Here is a 17,427-nt window from a genome sequence, read left to right on the forward strand (position 1 = left end):
GCGGCCGTCGCGGCGGGCGAACCCGAGCCAGCCGAGCGCCACGAGCGCCGGCAGGAACGACCACCACAGCAGCGGCGTGCCGAGCAGCAGGATCTGCTCGTAGCAGGCCTCCGCGCCGCACGAGCCGGCCTGGACCGAGTAGAACAGCACGGGGCGGCCCAGCAGCAGCCACTGCCAGGGCCAGGACTGGTACGGGTGCGACGAGTCCAGCTTGGTGTGGAAGCCGTACGCCTCCTTGTGGTAGTGGAACAGGTTCACCAGCGGGTCGATGAGGCGGTCGTGCGGCAGGGCGTGCGTCTCGGCGTACCAATGGCGGAAATAGCCGTCGCCGGAGGCGAACCAACCGGCCCAGGTGGCCAGGTAGGTCACCAGCGCGACACCGGCGAACGCCAGGCACCAGCCGACGCCCGCGGGGATGCTCTCGGCGACCCAGCGCCGCACGCCGGCGCTGCGCCGCGCGCCCATGTCGAAGACCGCGGCGGCGACCGCGAACAGGACGAGGTACCACAGGCCGCTCCACTTGACGCCGCAGGCCAGGCCGAGCGACACGGCGCAGAGGATGCGGTACCACGGAAAGCCCTGCCGCGGCCGCCGGTCCGGATCGGCGCCGGCCGCAAGCAACGCCAGCCACCGGCGGCGGCGCTGCTCGCGGTCGAGCACCAGGAAGAAGAACGCGACGACGATCCAGAACATCAGGAACACGTCCAGCAGCGCGACGCGGGACAGCACGAAGTGCATGCCGTCCAGCGCCATCAGCAGCCCCGCCGCGCCGGCCAGGACGGTCGAGCGGAACAGCCGCCACGCGGCCAGCGTGATCAGCAGGATCGAGGCCGTGCCGACCGTCACCGCCGCGATCCGCCAGCCGAAGGAGTTGTACCCGAAGAGCTGCTCCCCCAGCCCGATCATCCACTTGCCCAGCGGCGGATGGACCACGTATTGCGGCGTGCCCTCCTCCGGGTTCCACTCCACCCCGCGCTGCAGCAGGTCCCATGCCTCGTTGGCGTAGTACACCTCGTCGAAGATGACGTCCCGCGGATGCGCGAGGTTCACGAGGCGCAGCACCAGCCCGACGCCGGCGACCAGGATGGCGGTGAGCCACAGCTCCGGCGGGAAGCGTCCCGGCCCCGCGAGCCGCCGGCGAACGAGTTCCGGCACCACGGCTTCGGTCGATCCGGCTGAGATCATCGCCTGATGGTATGCGGCGTGTCCGGACCGGTGCTGCCCGCACGGCGCGCGGGCGGCCGGTGCCGCTGGGCGGGGCCCGGCGACGCTGCGGCCGCCGGGCCCCGGTGGTTCACTTGCGTAGGTGGGCCAGCGCGTCCGACCACGCCACCAGCTGGTCGAACAGCGCGGTGAGCGCGTCGTACTGGTGCGCGGCCGGGTTGAGCGTCACGAAGTTCTCGTAGTCGGTGTACAGCGACAGCGCTACCTGCGAGCGCACCGTGGCCAGCTGCAGCTCGGCGCCGACGAGCCGCAGGTGCTCGACCGCCCGCACGCCGCCGGCCACCCCGTAGCTGACGAACCCGGCGGCCTTGTTGTTCCACTCCGCGTACAGGTAGTCCAGGGCGTTCTTCAGCACGCCGGAGGTCGAGTGGTTGTACTCCGGAGTCACGAACACGAACCCGTCGAAGCGGGCGACCGCCTCCGACCACGCCTTGGTGTGGTCGTTGGCGTACTGACCGGCCGACGCCGGCAGCGGCTCGTCGAGGTGCGGCAGCGGGAAGTCGGCCAGGTCCAGGATCTCGAACTTGGCGTCGTCCCGCTTGGCCGCCTCGGCCAGCACCCACTCGGCCACGGGCCGGCTGTACCGGCCCGGCCGCACGCTGCCGACGACGATGGCGATGCTTGTCACGCTGGAACTCCTTACGATGGTGCGTGTGGTGTCGTCACACCGATGGCGATCGAGCCATCCGATGCATGTGAGCAGCGCCGCAGGATGGTTGATTCCGGGTCGGCCATCCGCACTAAATAGTGCGGTACGCACCTTGAGGTGCGTGTGGCGAGAGGACGGGGACATGACCACCGAATCCAGCGCCCCCGCTGTGTGTGATGACGAGACGCTGCGCGCGGTGCTGCGGGGTCTGCTGAGCACCATCGGCGACAAGTGGAGCCTCGCGGTGGTGTCCGCGCTCGTCGGCGGGCCCCAGCGGTTCACCACCGTGCAACGCACCGTCGCCGGCATCTCGCACCGCGTGCTGACCAAGACGCTGCGCGACCTGGAGCGCGACGGGCTCGTCTCGCGAACCGTGCACGCCGAGGTGCCGCCGCGGGTGGAGTACGAGCTGACGCCGCTCGGCCGCACGCTGCTGGACCCGATCGACGGGCTGGTCCGCTGGGTGGACGAGCACGGCCACAGCGTGCTGCGCAACCGCGCCGGCGGCGTGCGCCACTATGAGGTGGCCGGGGCGTCGGTCGCTTCCGGTGACTCGGCTGCCGGGCTCGAGTAGGCGCTGAATTCGGCGCTCAGCGCGGCGGCGGCGACCGGTATCAGCTCCCACCAGGAACGCAGGCGCAGCTGGCGGGGTCGCCAGCGGGGGTGGAACTTGCCGGTGAACAGATACAGCGATCGGAGCTCGATCCACCGGTCCAAGGCATGCAATGGCACCTGAACGAGCCGTGCACCGCGGACCTCCCCGCTGTACACGCGGCGCATGCCGGCGAAGTTCAGCGTCACCTCGGTCGCGCCGGCGCTTCGCGCGTACTCGACCACTGCGACGATCATGCGCTCGACCACGCCGTTCGGAGCGTCGCGCCGGCGCGGGGCCACGTCGAGGGTGAGGACCCGGCCGCCCGCGGCCACGAGGAAGCGGGCGAACGCCATCGGCCTGCCGGTGGCGTCGCGGGCCACGGCGTAGACGGCGTCGGTGCGCGGCGTGAGGATCGCGTCGAGGTTCATCGCGAAGCCCCGCTCGCGACGGCCGTGCAGCCAGTCCTTCAGGACCTCCTGCAGCAGTGGCGCGAGGTCCGCGTCAAGGGCTCCGATCCGCACCTGTACGCCCGAGTTGTCGGCCCGGCGGGCCGCCTGGCGAACATTGCGCATCCGGCGCGTGGCCAGCGAAAACGTGGCCACGTCCAGGACCGCCTCGTCGCCGATCTCGACCGCGCGGCGCACGCCTGCCCGGCGCCAGAGTTCGCCGGTTGCTGCCGCGTCGGCGCCGAGCACCGCGGGCCGCCAGCCGTGCTGTGCGCAGACCGCCACGAACGCGGCGATCGCCTCGGCCGGAGCGGAGCCGACCGGGTCGCCGCCGGCCAGGGCGACCCCGAAGCGCACCCGATAGCCGATCGCAGCCTCGCCGCCGGGGCTGAACACGTAGGTGCGGTCGGTGCGCGTGACGAACGGGGCGAGGCTTCCCGCGCTCGGGTCTTGGACCAGGTCACGCACCCGGGCCCGGTCCGTCTCGCCCGACGGCGGCGGCGAGGGCGCCGCCGCCAGCGACACGGCCAGGGCGGCGACCACGGCGGCGAGGACCACCAGGACCAGGACGTGGGCGGATTGGTCCGAAACGGACGGCGAGAAGGGCAGGAAGGCGTAGGCGGTGCGCCGCAGCGACTCCCCATGCCGGGCCGATACCCACAGAACGTCACCCAGCGTTATGACGAGCGCGACCGCCACGATCGCAACCGCGGCCCGCAACCGCTGCGAGTCCGCGCGCACGGAGTAGTTGCCGCGATCAGGCACCAGGATGACGGCGGCCGCGACGGGCAGGACCAGCCGTTGCCAATGCATCGGCGGCACCACCGCGGCGACGACGGCGAGCGCCAGGGTGACCCGCAACGCAAGCCGCCGGCGCCCGACCAGCCCGTGCGCGAGCAGCAGCAAGATGATCGCGAGCGGAATCCGATCCACCGCCGGCAGGGCACCGCCCGGAACCCAGGCGCCATCCTCGTGCCCGAGCGCCAGCGCGGTGGCCACCAACAGCGGTGCCGCCGCCCACGCACTCGCCCGCCTCACCCCACAATCATCGCCCCTGACAGGCCAATATCTCGATGCGAGATCCACCACGCCGTGCATCATTGGGGCATGACGTATCCTCCTCCGCTGTACGACGGCGCAACGGGCGAGATCAGCGCAACCTACCGCCCGGACGGCACCGCACCGGAGCTCGTCTATCCGAACGGCACCCGGGTGCACTATCTGTCCACCGGCGCGTCGACCGGCGGCCTGTTCGGTCTGTACCGATGGGAGTGCGGCCCCGAGGTGACCGGGCCGGAACCGCACTTCCACCGGTCGATAGCGGAGTCCTTCTACATCCTGTCGGGCACGATGCGAATCTATGACGGCGGGCGCTGGGTCGACGCCGAGCCCGGAGACTACGTGCACGTCCCGGCCGGCGGTATCCACGCCTTCAAGAACAAATCCGGCGCCCCGGCGTCGATGCTGCTGCACTTCTCGCCGGGCGCGCCCCGAGAGGGCTATTTCGAGGGGCTGGTCCGGGTCGCCCAGATGGACGAGGAGGAACGCGCAGCGTTCTACCGCGACCACGACAACCACTGGCTGACCTGACGCCCCGCAGCCCAGGCGCTGCTGCGCGGGCTCGCGGCGGCACAGTATCCATCTCCCGCAAGGGTCGGCTGCGTCTTCAGCCCCGTGCCGGCAGCAATGGCTGCACGCCACCGTCGACGCCATCACTGATCCGGAGCAGCGCCGCATCGTGCACCGGTACGCCTTCTGGCACCACCGGCGCCGTCTGCGGAGACGCACCTCCGCCGACAAGCCCCGTGAGCGCCGGCCAGGCCAAGACACTGCGCGACCGCGTAGAGGCAGCGGTTGCCGTACTTGGCGCCCTGCACGAGTCCTGCCGCACCTTGGCCGACCCGTGCGACGCCGACGTTGACCGCTGGCTTGCCGGAGGTCAGGTGGCCTATGGCGCCTTCCTGCGCTGGGCGCACCGTCAACGGCTGACCGCCGTAGTGCTCGCGGTCCAGCAGTGGGCAGGGCCCGGCAGCCGCATCGACCACGACCGGCATTGGGCCCAGGCACGCCAGCTCCGGCTGTTGAGGACCGCGTCGCCGGCCTGCTCGTCGTGCTGTACGCCCAGACCGTCAGCAGCATCAGCACCTTACGCCGCGACCAGATCGTCATGACGTCAGACGGGGCGCGCCTCGTCTTCGGCACCGCGCCGATCGACCTGCCGCAGCCAATGGCCGCCCTCCTGACCGCCCTGATCGCCCAGCGGACCGGCACAGAACGTGCCGCATCACCGTGGCTGTTCCCAGGCCGGCCGCGGACGGAGCCGATCACCGCCGGGCAGTTACCCAAACGCCTCGCTGTCTGTAGGTCACCGAACGTAGTTTTAGCCGGGGGTTGTCATGCGAGGATTGGCAGCGACCGCGCGTTGTCCGCGGCATGAGCGTGCACCATTTGACATTATGGACTGCCGTTCGGGGCGGTGGTTTCGGTCGGGTTCCGGGATAATCATATGTATGCGGCAGCTGGGATTGTTTTCAAGGGCGGAGTTGGCTGCCATGCGTGACCCCACCAGGTCACGTCGTTATTCTCCGGCGAAGGAGCAGTTCCGCCGGGAGCATGCGCGGCATCGGGAATGGGGCCTTGCCAGACGTCACGCCGAGAAGCTCCGCCGTGTCCGCGGTGCCACTCCGCCGGCGGTCAGCGACCAGCGCGGCGGATCGGTGCAGGGGCCGGTGCCGCCCTTGCCACCTCCGCCTGTCACGCCTCCTGACCAGGCACAACGTCCCGCGAACAGCACCGCGGCAAACGACTGCGATCCCGCACTCCGACAGGTGGGCGGCGACGGGCGGCCAGGTGCTGTACCGAAGCGTCGTCGCGCGTCCACGCCACAGCCGCGCCGGCCCGCCGGCCCGGCAACGCATCGAATGGCTGGCGGAAATACACGGCTACCGGTGCATCGCGACCGCCTTTCGGCAATGCCGCCCGCGGCCGGGCGGAACTTCCGCCGAATGCTCCACAAGCCGGGAACAAGCAACCGCTGTACTTGTGGACCGCCGCTGCCGATTCTTAAATATCTCGACAATGGCGATGGCCCACGCAACGCGCACATCGGCAGGACAGGAAGCCTTGGCCTCGCCGAGTCAGTCACCGTCTGCGACGAGCACCGGCCAGCCGCCGCGCGCTCACGGCGACAGATACGCGCAGTGCGACACATTGTCGCTCGATATGATTAAGTTCGTCGATTGGAGGTTCGGCGTGATGCCGAGGACGTGACTTCGGTCAGTGTTCCAGACCGCCCCCGCCCTGACGTGCGTAGCTGGTAACGGCTGGGTGCGAAGCTCAGGGGAAAGCCCAAGGACGCCCGCTCCGACCGGGGGTCACCGGCGAGGGGAAGGCCGAAAGGGTGAATGACGCTGAATCGTCGTTGATGCCTCGTCAATCTGACATCCCGGGTCGGTTGGTATCGCTGGGGTGGTAGGGCCTGGCCGCTGTGAGGCGGCAGACGGCGACCGTGTATGCGCCGCGGTCGTGTGGAACACCGTTGGCCCCGGGGGTAGAGACGACACCCGACCCGGCCGTATCTCATGCGAGCGGAACGTGGAAACCCCGTCTGGGTCCGGCCATGCCCGCCTGGGGCGTGATCGGCAAGCCGACCGTGAGGGGAGCTGGATTCCCGGGCGGGAACAGGACGCCCAAGAAGCGAATGCCGGTGGCCGAAAGGCGACGGGAAAGCGGCAGCGAGCGTAAGCAACGCCGGTCCTCCAACCGGCGGCTGTCGCATAACCGGCCGGATACCGGGCCTGGTGCCCGGCCGTGAAAGCGGGCTGACGTGAGGTGGGTGGGCCTTTGACGAGCAGTACCGGATCTGCCGGAACCGAGGGACAGCCCCGCCGGGCCGGTTCCTCCACAATGGGTGGCGTGAAGCTGCGCCGGCGCAAGAAGCTGCAGCAGTACCTGCTGGAGGCGGCAGGCTGGGCCGATGCCAAGCAGGTGGCTGCGCTGTTGCGGGCTGGCGCCGATCCGAACATGCCCGACCGCGGCGGGACTACGCCGCTGTACCGGGCCAGCGTGCAGGACATGGCGGACAACGTCCGAGTGTTGCTGGCGGCCGGGGCGGATCCGAACCTGGAAAGCGGTACGGGCGAGGAAGGGTTACCGCTGTGCGGTGCTGCTTGCTGGGGGCACGCCGCCACGGTGCGGGAGCTGTTGACCGGCGGCGCTGACCCGAACTTGCGGGAGGACGACGGGCACGGGCACACGGCCGCCGAGTGGGCCGACATCGGCGGGCATCGCAGCACCGTCGAACTCCTACGCGCCGCTGGCATGACACCCTCGCCGCGACCTACGGAGCGCGCCGCAGGATAGGCGTACGGACGTGACGGCCGCCGCTGGCCGCTGTGCCGCGTCAGCCGCATGCGCGGACGCCGGCCAACACTGCTCGACGGCGCTCGTCGCACCGAATCGTCGCTAGCTACTTGGGGACGTGTCCGGAGGTTCCGGGCACCTCAAGCTTGACCGTAGTAGCGTCGCCGGGGTGCGCGGCCGCCCGGTGGAACGCGATGTTGCCGTCGATATCGGAGTGGATCATGCGGGGTAAGCACCTTGCGCAGCTCCGGGCGACGGATGGCCCCAACCGCAGCTCCTCGCCGACCGCATCCGACACTGGCCAGGCGAGCTCATGACAACCCCTGGTTGACGATGACAACCTGGGGTTGTCACCATGTCGGCGTGAAGGACGATGGCGAATCTCAGACGCACGCGGACCTCATCAACAAACTCAAGGAGGTGCGGGCCGCGGCCGTCGAGCATGCCCGCATCGCGCGGGAACTGGCCCGCGAGCGACGACAGCTGATCGAGGCACTGCTGGCCAAGGGCCTGTCCCAGTCGGACATCGCACGAGAACTGGGTGTGACCCGCCAGGCCATCCAGAAGATGGTCGAGGCTGGCGCCGAAAGGCCGCGGCGATGAGGCGCAAGGGTGTTCTCTACGACGCAGGCAGGGTGCTCTGGATCAACTGGCGCCCCGTCTTCGATCCCGCGGTGGTACGCCGCGAGTTGCAAATCATCCGGGACGACCTGCACTGCAATGCTGTCAAGATCTGCGGTCGCGACATCGACCGGCTCCGCTTCGCCGCCGAGGCCGCTCTGGCACTGGACCTGGAGGTCTGGTTCTCGCCCGAACTGTGGGACAGCAACCCCGGCGCCACGCTGTCGCACATCACCGCAGCGGCCGAGGTGGCTGAGCGCTTGCGGCGCACCCGACCCGAGAACCTGGTGGCGGTGGGAAGACAATGCTTTCTCCAGCGTGCCAGCGATCGTCCCCGGTGCGCCGCCAGAGCACCGCGGTGGCGAGGAAATGTCCCTCTCCATCGCCGAACGCCGGCTCTTCGACCTGCGGACCGAAGATCGGGGGGATACCGTCGAGCAGACCGGACCACAGTTCACGGTCCGGGTCGCGGTACGGCGTCATCGCGGACTCGTGGTTGAACACCCGGATGAAGGCGCCCTCCGCGGTGAACACGATGGCCCATTGGTCGCCGCTGCCGTTGCTCATCAGCGCCGCCTCGTCGTCACCCCAATGCTTGGTGTAGGCGTAGTACGGCTCAATACTGTCGATGATGCGCTCCAGCACCGCGAGAGCCTTGCAGCGGTCACGCAGCACATCGATCGGTGGCAACTTCGCGGCCACGTCGTATACGGTCACCGGGCGACCCTACCGACGGACCGGTCGCGCTGGGCGTGACCGGTCCGTCGATGACGGTGCTCGTCCCCGTCAGCAGGTCAGGTTGCCGCCCGCGGGCACGCCTAGGATCCCGACGAACCGGTTGTAGAGGTTCACCCGGCTCTGCACCTGTCCGGGGTTCCCGCCGTTGCACTCGATGCCGTTGATCGCCCGGATCGTGGTGCCGAAGCCCTGCCCGTTCACCATCGCGTTGTGCGATGTCGTGCCCGCGCTGCCCGCACCGGTCATCCAGTACCACAGCCCGGTCTGCCAGGATATCGACGCGTTCGTCCCCACCAGCTCCGGGTTGTTCAACAGGTCGACGCCGAGCGCGTCGCCCGCCGCCTTGTAGTTGAAGTTCCAGCTCAGCTGGATCGGGCCGCGGCCATGGTACGCCGACTGGCCGGCGGGGCACCCGTACGGCTGGCTCCGGTCGCAGTAGTTCGGCCAGGCGGCGGTGTTGATCTCGTTGATGTACACCAGACCGCCGGTTTCGTGGCTGACATTGGCCAGGAACGCCGCGGCCTCCTGTCGCTTCACCGTGTCGCTGCCGGTCGTGGCGAACGCGGGGTACTTCGCCATCGCGCTGGTCAGCCCGGCGTAGGTGTAGAACGAGTTCCGGCTCGGGAACATCTGGTTGAACTGGGCCTCGCTGACGACGAAGCCGCTCGACGATCCGCCGCCGGTATTGCCGCCGCCTCCACTGCCGCAGGAGTACGGCGACCAGTACCACGTGCTGACCGTCGGGTCGTATCCGGGATTGTCATGGGTCGCCTGGTAGTACAGGCCGTTGCTGTACCGCACGACGGCACCGGTCGCGTAGAACTGGCCGGCCACCCAGTTCGGGTAGTTGCACGAGCCCGTGCTGCCGCCCCCACCGCTGCCGTTGCCGCAACTACCGTTGTCGGCCCACACGCCGGTTCCACCGGTGCTGGGCGCCTCGTGCTGCGTCCACCACTTGGCGGTCCAGTTGTGACCGTTGTACGACGCCTGCATGCCGCCGGTGTACACGGTGCTGTCGGCATAGGCCGGTGCGCAGGCGGCGGCCGCTTCGGCGGCGGTCACCGGCAGGGTCGCGGCCGCGGCGGCGGCGACCGCGAGGCCCGCTGCGGCCACGAACGCGAGTAGTCGTTTCTTGAGCATGGGGTAGTTACCTCTCCCGTGAGCGCTGGCGGTCGTCACATGGATTGCCATCCATGTCTATTTGTAAACAAAACTTTTTATTTTGTAAAGTGTGTTACCTGATGGGCACCTGCCGATCTCGCCAGCAGTCCTTCACGTGGATCACCCTCGACGGCGTCGTGCGGGGCCGACGAGGTGCTGGGCCGCGAGATGGGCAAGGCCCTGACCAAGCCGGGGGACATGCTGTTCGGCCGCCGCGCCTGGCAGGACTTCATCACCGCATGGGGACGCTTGACCGACGGCAAACCCGTCACCACGCGCATGAACGCGGCCACCAAGACGGTGGCCCGCCTGAAGGCCCAGCCGGGCATGGATCTGTCGATCATCGGCAGCACATCGCTCGTGCGGGACCTCCACGCCGCCGGCCTGATCGACCACTCGCCGGCGCATGATCGGGTCCGTTTCGGGCAGCAAGCGCGGAACCGACCGACGCCGCGACGCCTGGGGGCGGAGATGAGCAATCAGCGGCAGCAGTGGGTGGCCCTCCCGGTCGCCGATTGGGAGCCCACCTACGACACGCTGCACATGTACACCCAGATCATGGGAAAGATCTCGCTGGCGTTGCGGCCCATGACGAACCACTGGTGGCAGGTCGCCCTGGAGCTGTACGCCAGGGGCCTGCGGACGGCGGCTCTCCCGCACGGCGCACGTACCTTCGAGATGGACCTCGACCTCGTCGACCACGTGCTGCACATCGACACCGACGGCGGCGAGCGGCGCACCGTCGAGCTGGGCCGGCCCGTGCGCGACTTCTATCACGACACGATGGCGGCGCTCGACGGCCTGGGGCTGCACGTGCCGATCTGGACCCAGCCGGTGGAGGTGGCGGATCCGATCCCCTTCGACGAGGACACCGTGCATGCGACCTACGACCCGGCCCAGGTCGAGCGGTACTGGCACGTCCTGTGCCAGGTCGAGGGGGTCTTGGACGAGTTCCGGGCCCGCTTCACCGGCAAGGCCAGCCCGGTCCAGTTCTACTGGGGCTCGTTCGACCTCGCCACGACGCGGTACTCCGGCCGACCCACCGACCCGCCGCCGAACGCCGACACGATCACGCGGTTCAGCTACACCGCCGAGCAGAGCTCGCTCGGCTTCTGGCCCGGCGGCACCTGGCTCAACGGTATGCGCGTCGAGCAGCCGATCTTCTACTCCTACACCTATCCGGAGCCGCCGGGGGTCCGCGACCAGCCGGTCAGCCCAGCAGCGGCGCGCTTCGACGCCGGCCTCGGCGAGTTCGTGCTGAGCTACGAGGACGTCCGGCGGGCCGACGACCCGCGCCAGGCGATCCTCGACTTCGCCCAGACCACGTACGAAACCGGTGCCCGGCTCCAGCGTTGGCCGCGCGAAGTGCTCGAATGGACGCCGCCAACGCCGCCGAGCCATCGCCGGGCGATGTCGGCCATCTGAGCGCTCGCCGCGTTCCCCACACGGCCGCAAACAGCGCCCCGGTCCCCACACGGCCGCAAACAGCCGCGATCCGGAGCTGTACGCCGCTCGCAGCCAATCCACCACCGGCTCCGACACCAGCTCCCGTCCCGGGTCCGGCTCGCGTAGCCGCGGTCCGGGCACCAGGACCAGGTCGCCGGGGCCGACCTTCGGCAACCGCCCGATCCCGGCCAAGGCCAGCCCCAGCGCCGGACACCCAGGTCGAGAACGACCACCCGCCCGGCACCGAACGTCACAAGCAAGGGGGATGATTGATAATACGGTCATTACATGGATTTCTGGAGGACCAGGGTGTCGGAGACCGAGGCGGTAGCGAAGGCGCGGTTGTACGACGCGTTCGCGTTCAGCGGGAAGGCCCTGTCCAGCGGCAAACGCCTCGAACTGCTCGACGTGCTCGCCCAAGGCGAACGCACCGTCGACGCCCTAGCCAAAGCAACAGGCCTGAACCTCACCACCGCCTCCGCCCACCTACAAACCCTCAAACAGACCGGCTTCGTCGCCACCCGCCGCGACGGCGTCCGCATCCACTACCGCCTCGCCGGCCACGACGTCGCCGAACTACTCGCACTCCTGCGCAAAGTCGCCGAACAACACCAGACCAACGTCCCCGCCGCCCGAACCGCCTACCTCGGCCCCGACAGCGCACCCGAGATCACCCGCGACCAACTCCAGACCCGCGCCAACACCGGCAGCCTGCTACTCCTCGACGTCCGCCCCCTCGACGAATACCTGGCCGGACACATCCCCGGCGCCATCTCCATCCCCGTCGACGAACTCGCCCAACGCATCACCGAACTCCCCGAACACCTCGAGATCATCGTGTACTGCCGCGGCGAATACTGCGTCTTCGCCTACAACGCCGTACGACTCCTCACCAACCACGGACGCCGAGCCATCCGCCTCAACGACGGCATGCTCGAATGGCGCCTGGCCAACCTCCCCATCACCGCCGGCGAACACCCGTGACCAGCAGTCCGCACTCGGCAGGTCTCACCGTCGACGGCACCGGCCTGCTGTGCGTGACCCTGCTGCTCCGGCTGCGCCGCGCCATCCAGGATCTCGCGCCGGGCACCGTCGTGCACGTCATCGCCACCGACCCGGCCGCACCGCTCGACCTGCCCGCCTGGTGCCACCTCACCGGCCACGACTACCTCGGTCAGCTCCCCGACCCCGGCCCGCCCACCTACGCACTGCGCACCACGGCCGGCGCGCGCCGGGTCGACCCGGCCAGGCCGTGGCACACCTGACACACCCGGCGCGAATGCGGCCGGCAACGGCGCGGCGCGGCGGCGCGGTCAGGCCTTGCGCAGGCTGCGGATCAGGGCCGCGGCGAGGATGACGAACGAACCGGTTGTCACGGCGGCCCAGACGGTACGGCTGGTGTGCCAGTCCTCGGACGGCCAGACCGGAAACACCGGGAGTTGCCGGGTGAACGGCCGGATGAGCGCCACCGCGGTGGCCGTCGGTACGACGATCGCGGCGAACGGTCGGCCCGGCTCGGCCACCCCTCGGCCACGCCGCCAGGTGGTGACCGCGAGCGCGAGGCCGACCATGCCGGCCGCCTGCAGCACGAAGAACCAGAAGTGGTCGGGCAGGCGGCTCCGGGCGGCCAGCAGGCAGGCGATCCACGCGCCGAGCACGAGCGGCACCACCGCCGCGCGGGCGGTGATGCGCCACCACAGCGGCCGGGGCAGCGTGTCCACCACCTGCGCGGCCGGTTCGTCGCTCGCCCAGGCGGTGACCCCCGCGATCACGCCGAGGGCCGTGCCCTGCAGCGGCCACATGATCGCCGGCCACCGGGCGACGAGCGTCATCAGCCCGACGATGATGCCCGTGGCGGCGATGGTCAGCCGCCACGGGACCGCCTGGACCAGGTATCGGATCACGCGCCGCTCGGCAACGGGTTGACCACGGTGTGATCGATGCCGGTGAACATCGCGAGCAGGCAGGTGACCACGGCGGCCACGAGCAGCGCGCCGCCGACGAGGCGCAGTGCCGGCGTCCGGGAAGCCGGATCGTGCCACAGCGCGGCGACGACGGCCAGCCCGCACAGGCAGCACAGGTACGCCGCCCACCAGCCGGGTGAACCGCTCAGCAGCAGCATCCGCATGTCGTCGCCCTCGACGCCGAACGGGCCGCCCCAGTACGTGAACGGCATGATCACCCGAACCGTGCGCAGCGGCTCGAAGATGCCCTGGAAGACGATGGCCACCGCGACGAGCAGTACGGCGGCGATCGGTGCCGTGCCACGCTGCGGCAGGTAGCGGCCTACCACGATCCCGAGCAACGGCCCGCCGAGCGCGGAGAGCCCGCCCTCGCCGAGCAGTGCCGCGAAGGTCCAGCCGTCGCCGGCGGGGCCGAACGGGAATCCGTTGTCCGGCACCGGCCAGTGGTGCTGCGCCCACATCGCCCACGCCACCCAGAGCAGGCCGACGGTGAACGGCAGCAGGGCCGTGAATGCCAGTGCCGCGGTCTGCACCCGCTCCGGCACCGGGGTGACCCCGGCGGGCCCGGTTCAGCGTGGCCGCCTTTCGGGTCTGCCCGGCCATCGCGACCAGGCCGAGGATGCCGAGGCCAGCGGCGGGCACGATGGCGTTGAAGAAGCCGGAGGTCGATGCGTCGGGCCGGCCGACGGTCGTCGCGACGGTCAGCAGCACCCCGACGATGAACAACGGATGCCTGGCGTATCTGCGTAGCTCCTTGGCGGTGAGCTGGCCCAGCGCGCTGCCGGTGTGCGCGGCGGTGGCGGTCGTCGTCGTCATGCTGCCATCTCCATCCGGGACTGCGCCGTGGGGCCGAGCATCAGCAGGTAGGCGTCCTCGACGGACGGTTCGGCGGCGACGGCCTCCTCGGTGGGCTGACCGCCGATCGACCGGACCTTGCCGTCGGCGGTGCGCCAGGATGCCTGCGCACCGGGCAGCTCGGCGCCGGCGAGCCACACCCGGCCGGCGGCGGTACCGACGAAGTCGCGGACCTTGCCGTCGAAGTGGATGCGTCCGGCCGCCACGACGATGACCCGATCGCACAGCGCGGCGACGTCCTCGGTCTGGTGGGTGGCGAGCACGACCGCCCCGGTGCGGCCACACTCGGACAGCACCGCCCGCAGCGACGCCCGTTGCTCGGGGTCGAGCCCGGTGGTCGGCTCGTCGAGCACGAGCAGGCGCGGGTCGCCGAGGAGTGACTGGGCGAGGGCGAGGCGCCTGCGCTGCCCGCCGGACAGGGTTCGGATGCGCCTGGTGGTGCGGTCGCTGAGCCCGACCAGATCGAGCACCCGGCGGACCTCGGCATGGCGTGCGGCGGTGGCCGTCCACTCCTTGAGCACCGCGATGTAGTCGACGAACGCGAAGCACGTCATGCCCCGGGGGAACTGCAGCTCTTGCGGGAGGTACCCGAGCACGCGCCGTACCTCTGCCCGCTCGACCGGGCCGGCGGTGGCGTCGCGACCCAGCACCGTGATCCGGCCGGACGTCGGCGGGATCGCGGTCGTGAGCATCCGGATGAGGGTGGTCTTGCCGGCGCCGTTGGGGCCGAGCAGGCCGGTCACGCCGACGTCCAGGTCGAGGTCGACCGCGTCGAGGGCCGTGGTGCTGCCGTAGCGCTTCGTCAGGGCGCGCGCCTGCACGAGTCTGGTCATGCGTATCCTCCGGGGGTACGGGCGAGACGGATCCGGATCGCGAGTGCGACCGCGGTGACACAGGTGAGTGCGACGTAGGCGACCTGGGCCCGCGGGCCTACGGTCAGCACGACGTCGTGCCGGCCGTGCGCGACGGCGACGACGACGATCCACACGGCGGACAGCAGCGCACCCACGACCTTCGGCGGCCACCAGGTGAGCAGGACCAGCGCGGCGAGCGTCAGGCCGAGCCCGGGGCCGAGCCAGGCGACGGAGAGCCAGCCGACGCCGGTCACGATCGCGCCGAAGGCGACGACGAACGGCACCGTGGTGACCATGACCGCGGCGGTCCGCAGCAGGCTGAGCCGCACCTTCGAATACGGCGTCGTATTGGTGAGCCCGGCGAGCGAGTCAGCGGTCGCGAACGCCCCGACGACGCCCAGCAGCGGCACCAGCGGGGCCCCGAGCAGGTAGCACGCGGTGCTCAGCTCCGAGCTCGACCAGCCCGCCGCGACGACGAACACGAACACGGCCGCCGAAGCGAGCACCCACGGCCCGCGCAGCGACTGGGACGCGTTGAGCAGCACCGCGTCGCGCTCGGTGAGTCCCAGCCGGCGCAGTGCCCGCAGCGGCGGGGACAGGACGGGGCGCTGGATCTCCGCCTGTACCGCATCCCAGGCTCGTCGCAGCGTTGCCGGGTCGGACAGCTCCGCCAGGGTCGCGCGGCAGGCCGGGCAGGCCATCAGGTGCGCCTCGATCGACGCGGACGGCACCGAATCGATGTCGCCGTCGAGGTATCGGCGCAGCAGGTCCCGGTCGTAGTGCCAGGGCTTGCGGTTCACGTCGCCTCCGCTCATGACGCGCTCAGCAGGCTGGCACGCAGCTGGGACTTGGCCTGCCGCAGCCGGCCCTTGACCGTGCCGTGCGGCACGCCCAGCAGCCGTGCGGCCTCTTTCGTGGTGAGGCCGTCGAGGATGGTGGCCTGGACGACGGCCCGCAGCTCCGGCGACAGCCGGCGCAGCGCCGTGCCGAGGTCGCCGTGCTCCACACCGAGCAGCACCTGTTCCTCGGCGCTGACGAGCGGCGCGTCGACCTCACCGTCGGCCAGGAACGTCCAGGCGACCGGCGAGCGGCGCAGCCGGGAGATCAACCGGCGGACGGCGATCCCCCACAGCCACGCCCCGACCTCACCGTCCCCGCGCCACCGTTCGGCGCCCTTCCACACTGCGACGAACGTGTCCTGCAGGACGTCGTCGACCACGTCGGGGTCCGCGCACCGCCGCCGCAGCCGGGCCACGAGCCAGGGCGCGTGCCGGTCGAACAGCAGCCGTAAAGCCCCCTCGTCACCGTCCGCGACGGCGCGCAGCAGGTCCGCGTCGCCGGCGTCAGCGTTCGAGCTCATACCCTCACTGTCGCCGCCGGCGGCCCCAGCGGATGAGCCGCGGCCGAGAATTTTGAAAACGCGGCGGCGGGTGCGGCCTGGAGGGCCTGGCCCGCTCGGGTGATCGTGACGCTCCCCCACCGTCGCACACTTGGAGGAGAACATCCCCGCGGGCGCGCTTCCGCCCTGCAGATCGGCCGGATGGACACCGGGGCCGGGGGCGTGTCGCGCCGACGACATCCGAGCGAAGGAGTCCAGCATGAAGGCGGTGCGGTTCGACGAGTACGGCGGCATCGACGTCCTCCACGTGGCCGACGTCCCGGTTCCTGAGCCGGGCCAGGGGCGGGTGCTGGTCGAGGTCAAGGCCGCGTCGATCAATCCCGGCGAGGCGAAGATCCGCAACGGGTCGTTGCGGGCGATCTGGCCGACCACCTTCCCCTCGGGTGAGGGCACCGACCTGGCCGGGACCGTGACGAAGATCGGCCCGGGGGTCGAGGGAATCGCTCCCGGTGACGAGGTCATCGGCTTCACCGACGAGCGTGCCAGCCACGCCGAGTACGTGGTCGTGCCGGCGGAGAATCTGACGGCCAAGCCGGCGAACGTGTCCTGGGAGGTCGGCGGGTCGCTGGGCGTGGCCGGCAGCACGGCCTACGCCACGGTGCGCGCGGTGGCGGTGCGGCCGGGCGACACGGTGGCGGTCACGGGCGCCGCCGGCGGCGTGGGCTCCATGGCCGTCCAGCTCGCTCGGCGGGCGGGCGCCGAGGTGATCGGCATCGCCGGCCCGGACAACCGCGGCTGGCTGACCGAGCACGCGGTCACGCCCGTCGCCTATGGTGCGGGCCTGGCCGGCAAGCTCCGGGAGACGCCGATCGACGCCTTCATCGACACGCACGGCGACGGTTACGTGCAAATGGCGGTCGAGCTGGGCGTGGCGCCAGAGCGTATCGATACGATCATCGACTTCCCCGCGGTCGAGGAGTACGGGGTGAAGGCCGAAGGCGGCTCGACCGCGATGAACGCGGCGGTCCTGGCCGAACTCGCCGCGCTGGCCTCCTCCGGCGACCTGGACGTGCCGATCGCGGCGGTGTTCCCGCTCGACGACGTCCACGCCGCGTTCGAGCAGCTGGAGCAGGGCCACACCCGAGGCAAGATCGTCCTGCGGCCCTGACCGCC

19 protein-coding genes are annotated in these 17,427 nt (G+C 70.4%); 9 read left to right on the top strand and 10 right to left on the bottom strand.

Annotated elements, in window-relative coordinates:
• Positions 1–1,185 (bottom strand): dolichyl-phosphate-mannose--protein mannosyltransferase (locus ABT297_RS36670; RefSeq protein WP_350557135.1); only part of this gene is annotated, 1,185 nt, incomplete at its 3' end.
• Positions 1,186–1,294: 109 nt separating this feature from the next.
• Positions 1,295–1,852, bottom strand: a complete 558-nt coding sequence (locus tag ABT297_RS36675) for an NADPH-dependent FMN reductase (protein WP_350557136.1) — start codon at positions 1,850–1,852, stop codon at positions 1,295–1,297.
• Between the two features lie 163 nt (positions 1,853–2,015).
• Here ABT297_RS36675 and ABT297_RS36680 point away from each other — a divergent pair, with 163 nt between their 5' ends.
• A complete protein-coding gene (locus ABT297_RS36680; RefSeq protein ID WP_350557138.1) occupies positions 2,016–2,447 on the top strand; it encodes a winged helix-turn-helix transcriptional regulator in 432 nt (143 codons plus the stop codon).
• Here the strand turns inward: ABT297_RS36680 and ABT297_RS36685 are convergent.
• Positions 2,390–3,952, bottom strand: a complete 1,563-nt coding sequence (locus tag ABT297_RS36685) for a bifunctional lysylphosphatidylglycerol flippase/synthetase MprF (protein ID WP_350557140.1) — start codon at positions 3,950–3,952, stop codon at positions 2,390–2,392. The two genes, ABT297_RS36680 and ABT297_RS36685, sit on opposite strands and share 58 nt — an antisense overlap.
• A gap of 69 nt (positions 3,953–4,021) precedes the next feature.
• Between ABT297_RS36685 and ABT297_RS36690 the strand changes: the two genes are divergently transcribed.
• The 4 genes from ABT297_RS36690 to ABT297_RS36705 all read left to right on the top strand — a co-directional run bounded on the left by ABT297_RS36690 (position 4,022) and on the right by ABT297_RS36705 (position 7,879).
• Positions 4,022–4,504, top strand: a complete 483-nt coding sequence (locus ABT297_RS36690; RefSeq protein ID WP_350557141.1) for a cupin domain-containing protein — start codon at positions 4,022–4,024, stop codon at positions 4,502–4,504.
• 520 nt (positions 4,505–5,024) lie between these two features.
• A complete protein-coding gene (locus ABT297_RS36695) occupies positions 5,025–5,351 on the top strand; it encodes a hypothetical protein (protein ID WP_350557142.1) in 327 nt (108 codons plus the stop codon).
• 1,478 nt (positions 5,352–6,829) lie between these two features.
• Entirely contained in the window at positions 6,830–7,276 is a 447-nt protein-coding gene (locus tag ABT297_RS36700; RefSeq protein ID WP_350557143.1) for an ankyrin repeat domain-containing protein, read from the top strand.
• A gap of 363 nt (positions 7,277–7,639) precedes the next feature.
• Positions 7,640–7,879 (top strand): TrfB-related DNA-binding protein, encoded by a 240-nt coding sequence (locus ABT297_RS36705; protein WP_350557144.1) that lies wholly within the window; start codon positions 7,640–7,642, stop codon positions 7,877–7,879.
• Positions 7,880–8,128: 249 nt separating this feature from the next.
• Here the strand turns inward: ABT297_RS36705 and ABT297_RS36710 are convergent, their stop codons facing one another.
• Together ABT297_RS36710 and ABT297_RS36715 are read right to left on the bottom strand one after the other, a co-directional pair.
• Complete coding sequence (locus ABT297_RS36710; protein WP_350557146.1) at positions 8,129–8,614, bottom strand: hypothetical protein; 486 nt, start codon at positions 8,612–8,614, stop codon at positions 8,129–8,131.
• A gap of 69 nt (positions 8,615–8,683) precedes the next feature.
• On the bottom strand, positions 8,684–9,775 hold the full coding sequence (locus ABT297_RS36715; RefSeq protein WP_350557148.1) for a glycoside hydrolase family 19 protein: 1,092 nt from the start codon (positions 9,773–9,775) through the stop codon (positions 8,684–8,686).
• Positions 9,776–9,964: 189 nt separating this feature from the next.
• On the opposite strand from ABT297_RS36715, the gene ABT297_RS36720 reads away from it, so the two are divergent.
• From ABT297_RS36720 to ABT297_RS36730, 3 genes are all read left to right on the top strand, one after another.
• A complete protein-coding gene (locus ABT297_RS36720; RefSeq protein WP_350557149.1) occupies positions 9,965–11,221 on the top strand; it encodes a DUF5996 family protein in 1,257 nt (418 codons plus the stop codon).
• 309 nt (positions 11,222–11,530) lie between these two features.
• On the top strand, positions 11,531–12,226 hold the full coding sequence (locus ABT297_RS36725) for an ArsR/SmtB family transcription factor (RefSeq protein ID WP_350557150.1): 696 nt from the start codon (positions 11,531–11,533) through the stop codon (positions 12,224–12,226).
• A complete protein-coding gene (locus tag ABT297_RS36730; protein WP_350557152.1) occupies positions 12,223–12,507 on the top strand; it encodes a sulfurtransferase TusA family protein in 285 nt (94 codons plus the stop codon). The genes ABT297_RS36725 and ABT297_RS36730 overlap by 4 nt, the downstream gene beginning before the upstream one ends.
• 48 nt (positions 12,508–12,555) lie before the next feature.
• On the opposite strand, the gene ABT297_RS36735 is transcribed toward ABT297_RS36730, so the two are convergent.
• The 5 genes from ABT297_RS36735 to ABT297_RS36755 all read right to left on the bottom strand — a co-directional run bounded on the left by ABT297_RS36735 (position 12,556) and on the right by ABT297_RS36755 (position 16,275).
• Complete coding sequence (locus ABT297_RS36735) at positions 12,556–13,146, bottom strand: hypothetical protein (RefSeq protein WP_350557153.1); 591 nt, start codon at positions 13,144–13,146, stop codon at positions 12,556–12,558.
• Positions 13,143–13,751: a hypothetical protein gene (locus ABT297_RS36740; protein ID WP_350557155.1), complete on the bottom strand. Its 609-nt coding sequence runs from the start codon at positions 13,749–13,751 to the stop codon at positions 13,143–13,145. Before ABT297_RS36740 ends, ABT297_RS36735 begins: the two co-directional genes overlap by 4 nt.
• Before the next feature lie 267 nt (positions 13,752–14,018).
• Entirely contained in the window at positions 14,019–14,894 is an 876-nt protein-coding gene (locus tag ABT297_RS36745) for an ATP-binding cassette domain-containing protein (protein WP_350557157.1), read from the bottom strand.
• A complete protein-coding gene (locus tag ABT297_RS36750; RefSeq protein WP_350557159.1) occupies positions 14,891–15,715 on the bottom strand; it encodes a zf-HC2 domain-containing protein in 825 nt (274 codons plus the stop codon). The genes ABT297_RS36745 and ABT297_RS36750 overlap by 4 nt, the downstream gene beginning before the upstream one ends.
• Before the next feature lie 11 nt (positions 15,716–15,726).
• On the bottom strand, positions 15,727–16,275 hold the full coding sequence (locus ABT297_RS36755; protein ID WP_350557160.1) for an RNA polymerase sigma factor: 549 nt from the start codon (positions 16,273–16,275) through the stop codon (positions 15,727–15,729).
• A 238-nt stretch (positions 16,276–16,513) separates the two neighbouring features.
• Between ABT297_RS36755 and ABT297_RS36760 the strand changes: the two genes are divergently transcribed.
• Positions 16,514–17,422 (top strand): NADP-dependent oxidoreductase, encoded by a 909-nt coding sequence (locus ABT297_RS36760; protein WP_350557162.1) that lies wholly within the window; start codon positions 16,514–16,516, stop codon positions 17,420–17,422.
• Positions 17,423–17,427 lie beyond the last annotated feature (5 nt).

Origin of the sequence: Dactylosporangium sp. NPDC000555 (genome assembly GCF_040300025.1) — a bacterium.
Lineage (GTDB): Bacteria > Actinomycetota > Actinomycetes > Mycobacteriales > Micromonosporaceae > Dactylosporangium.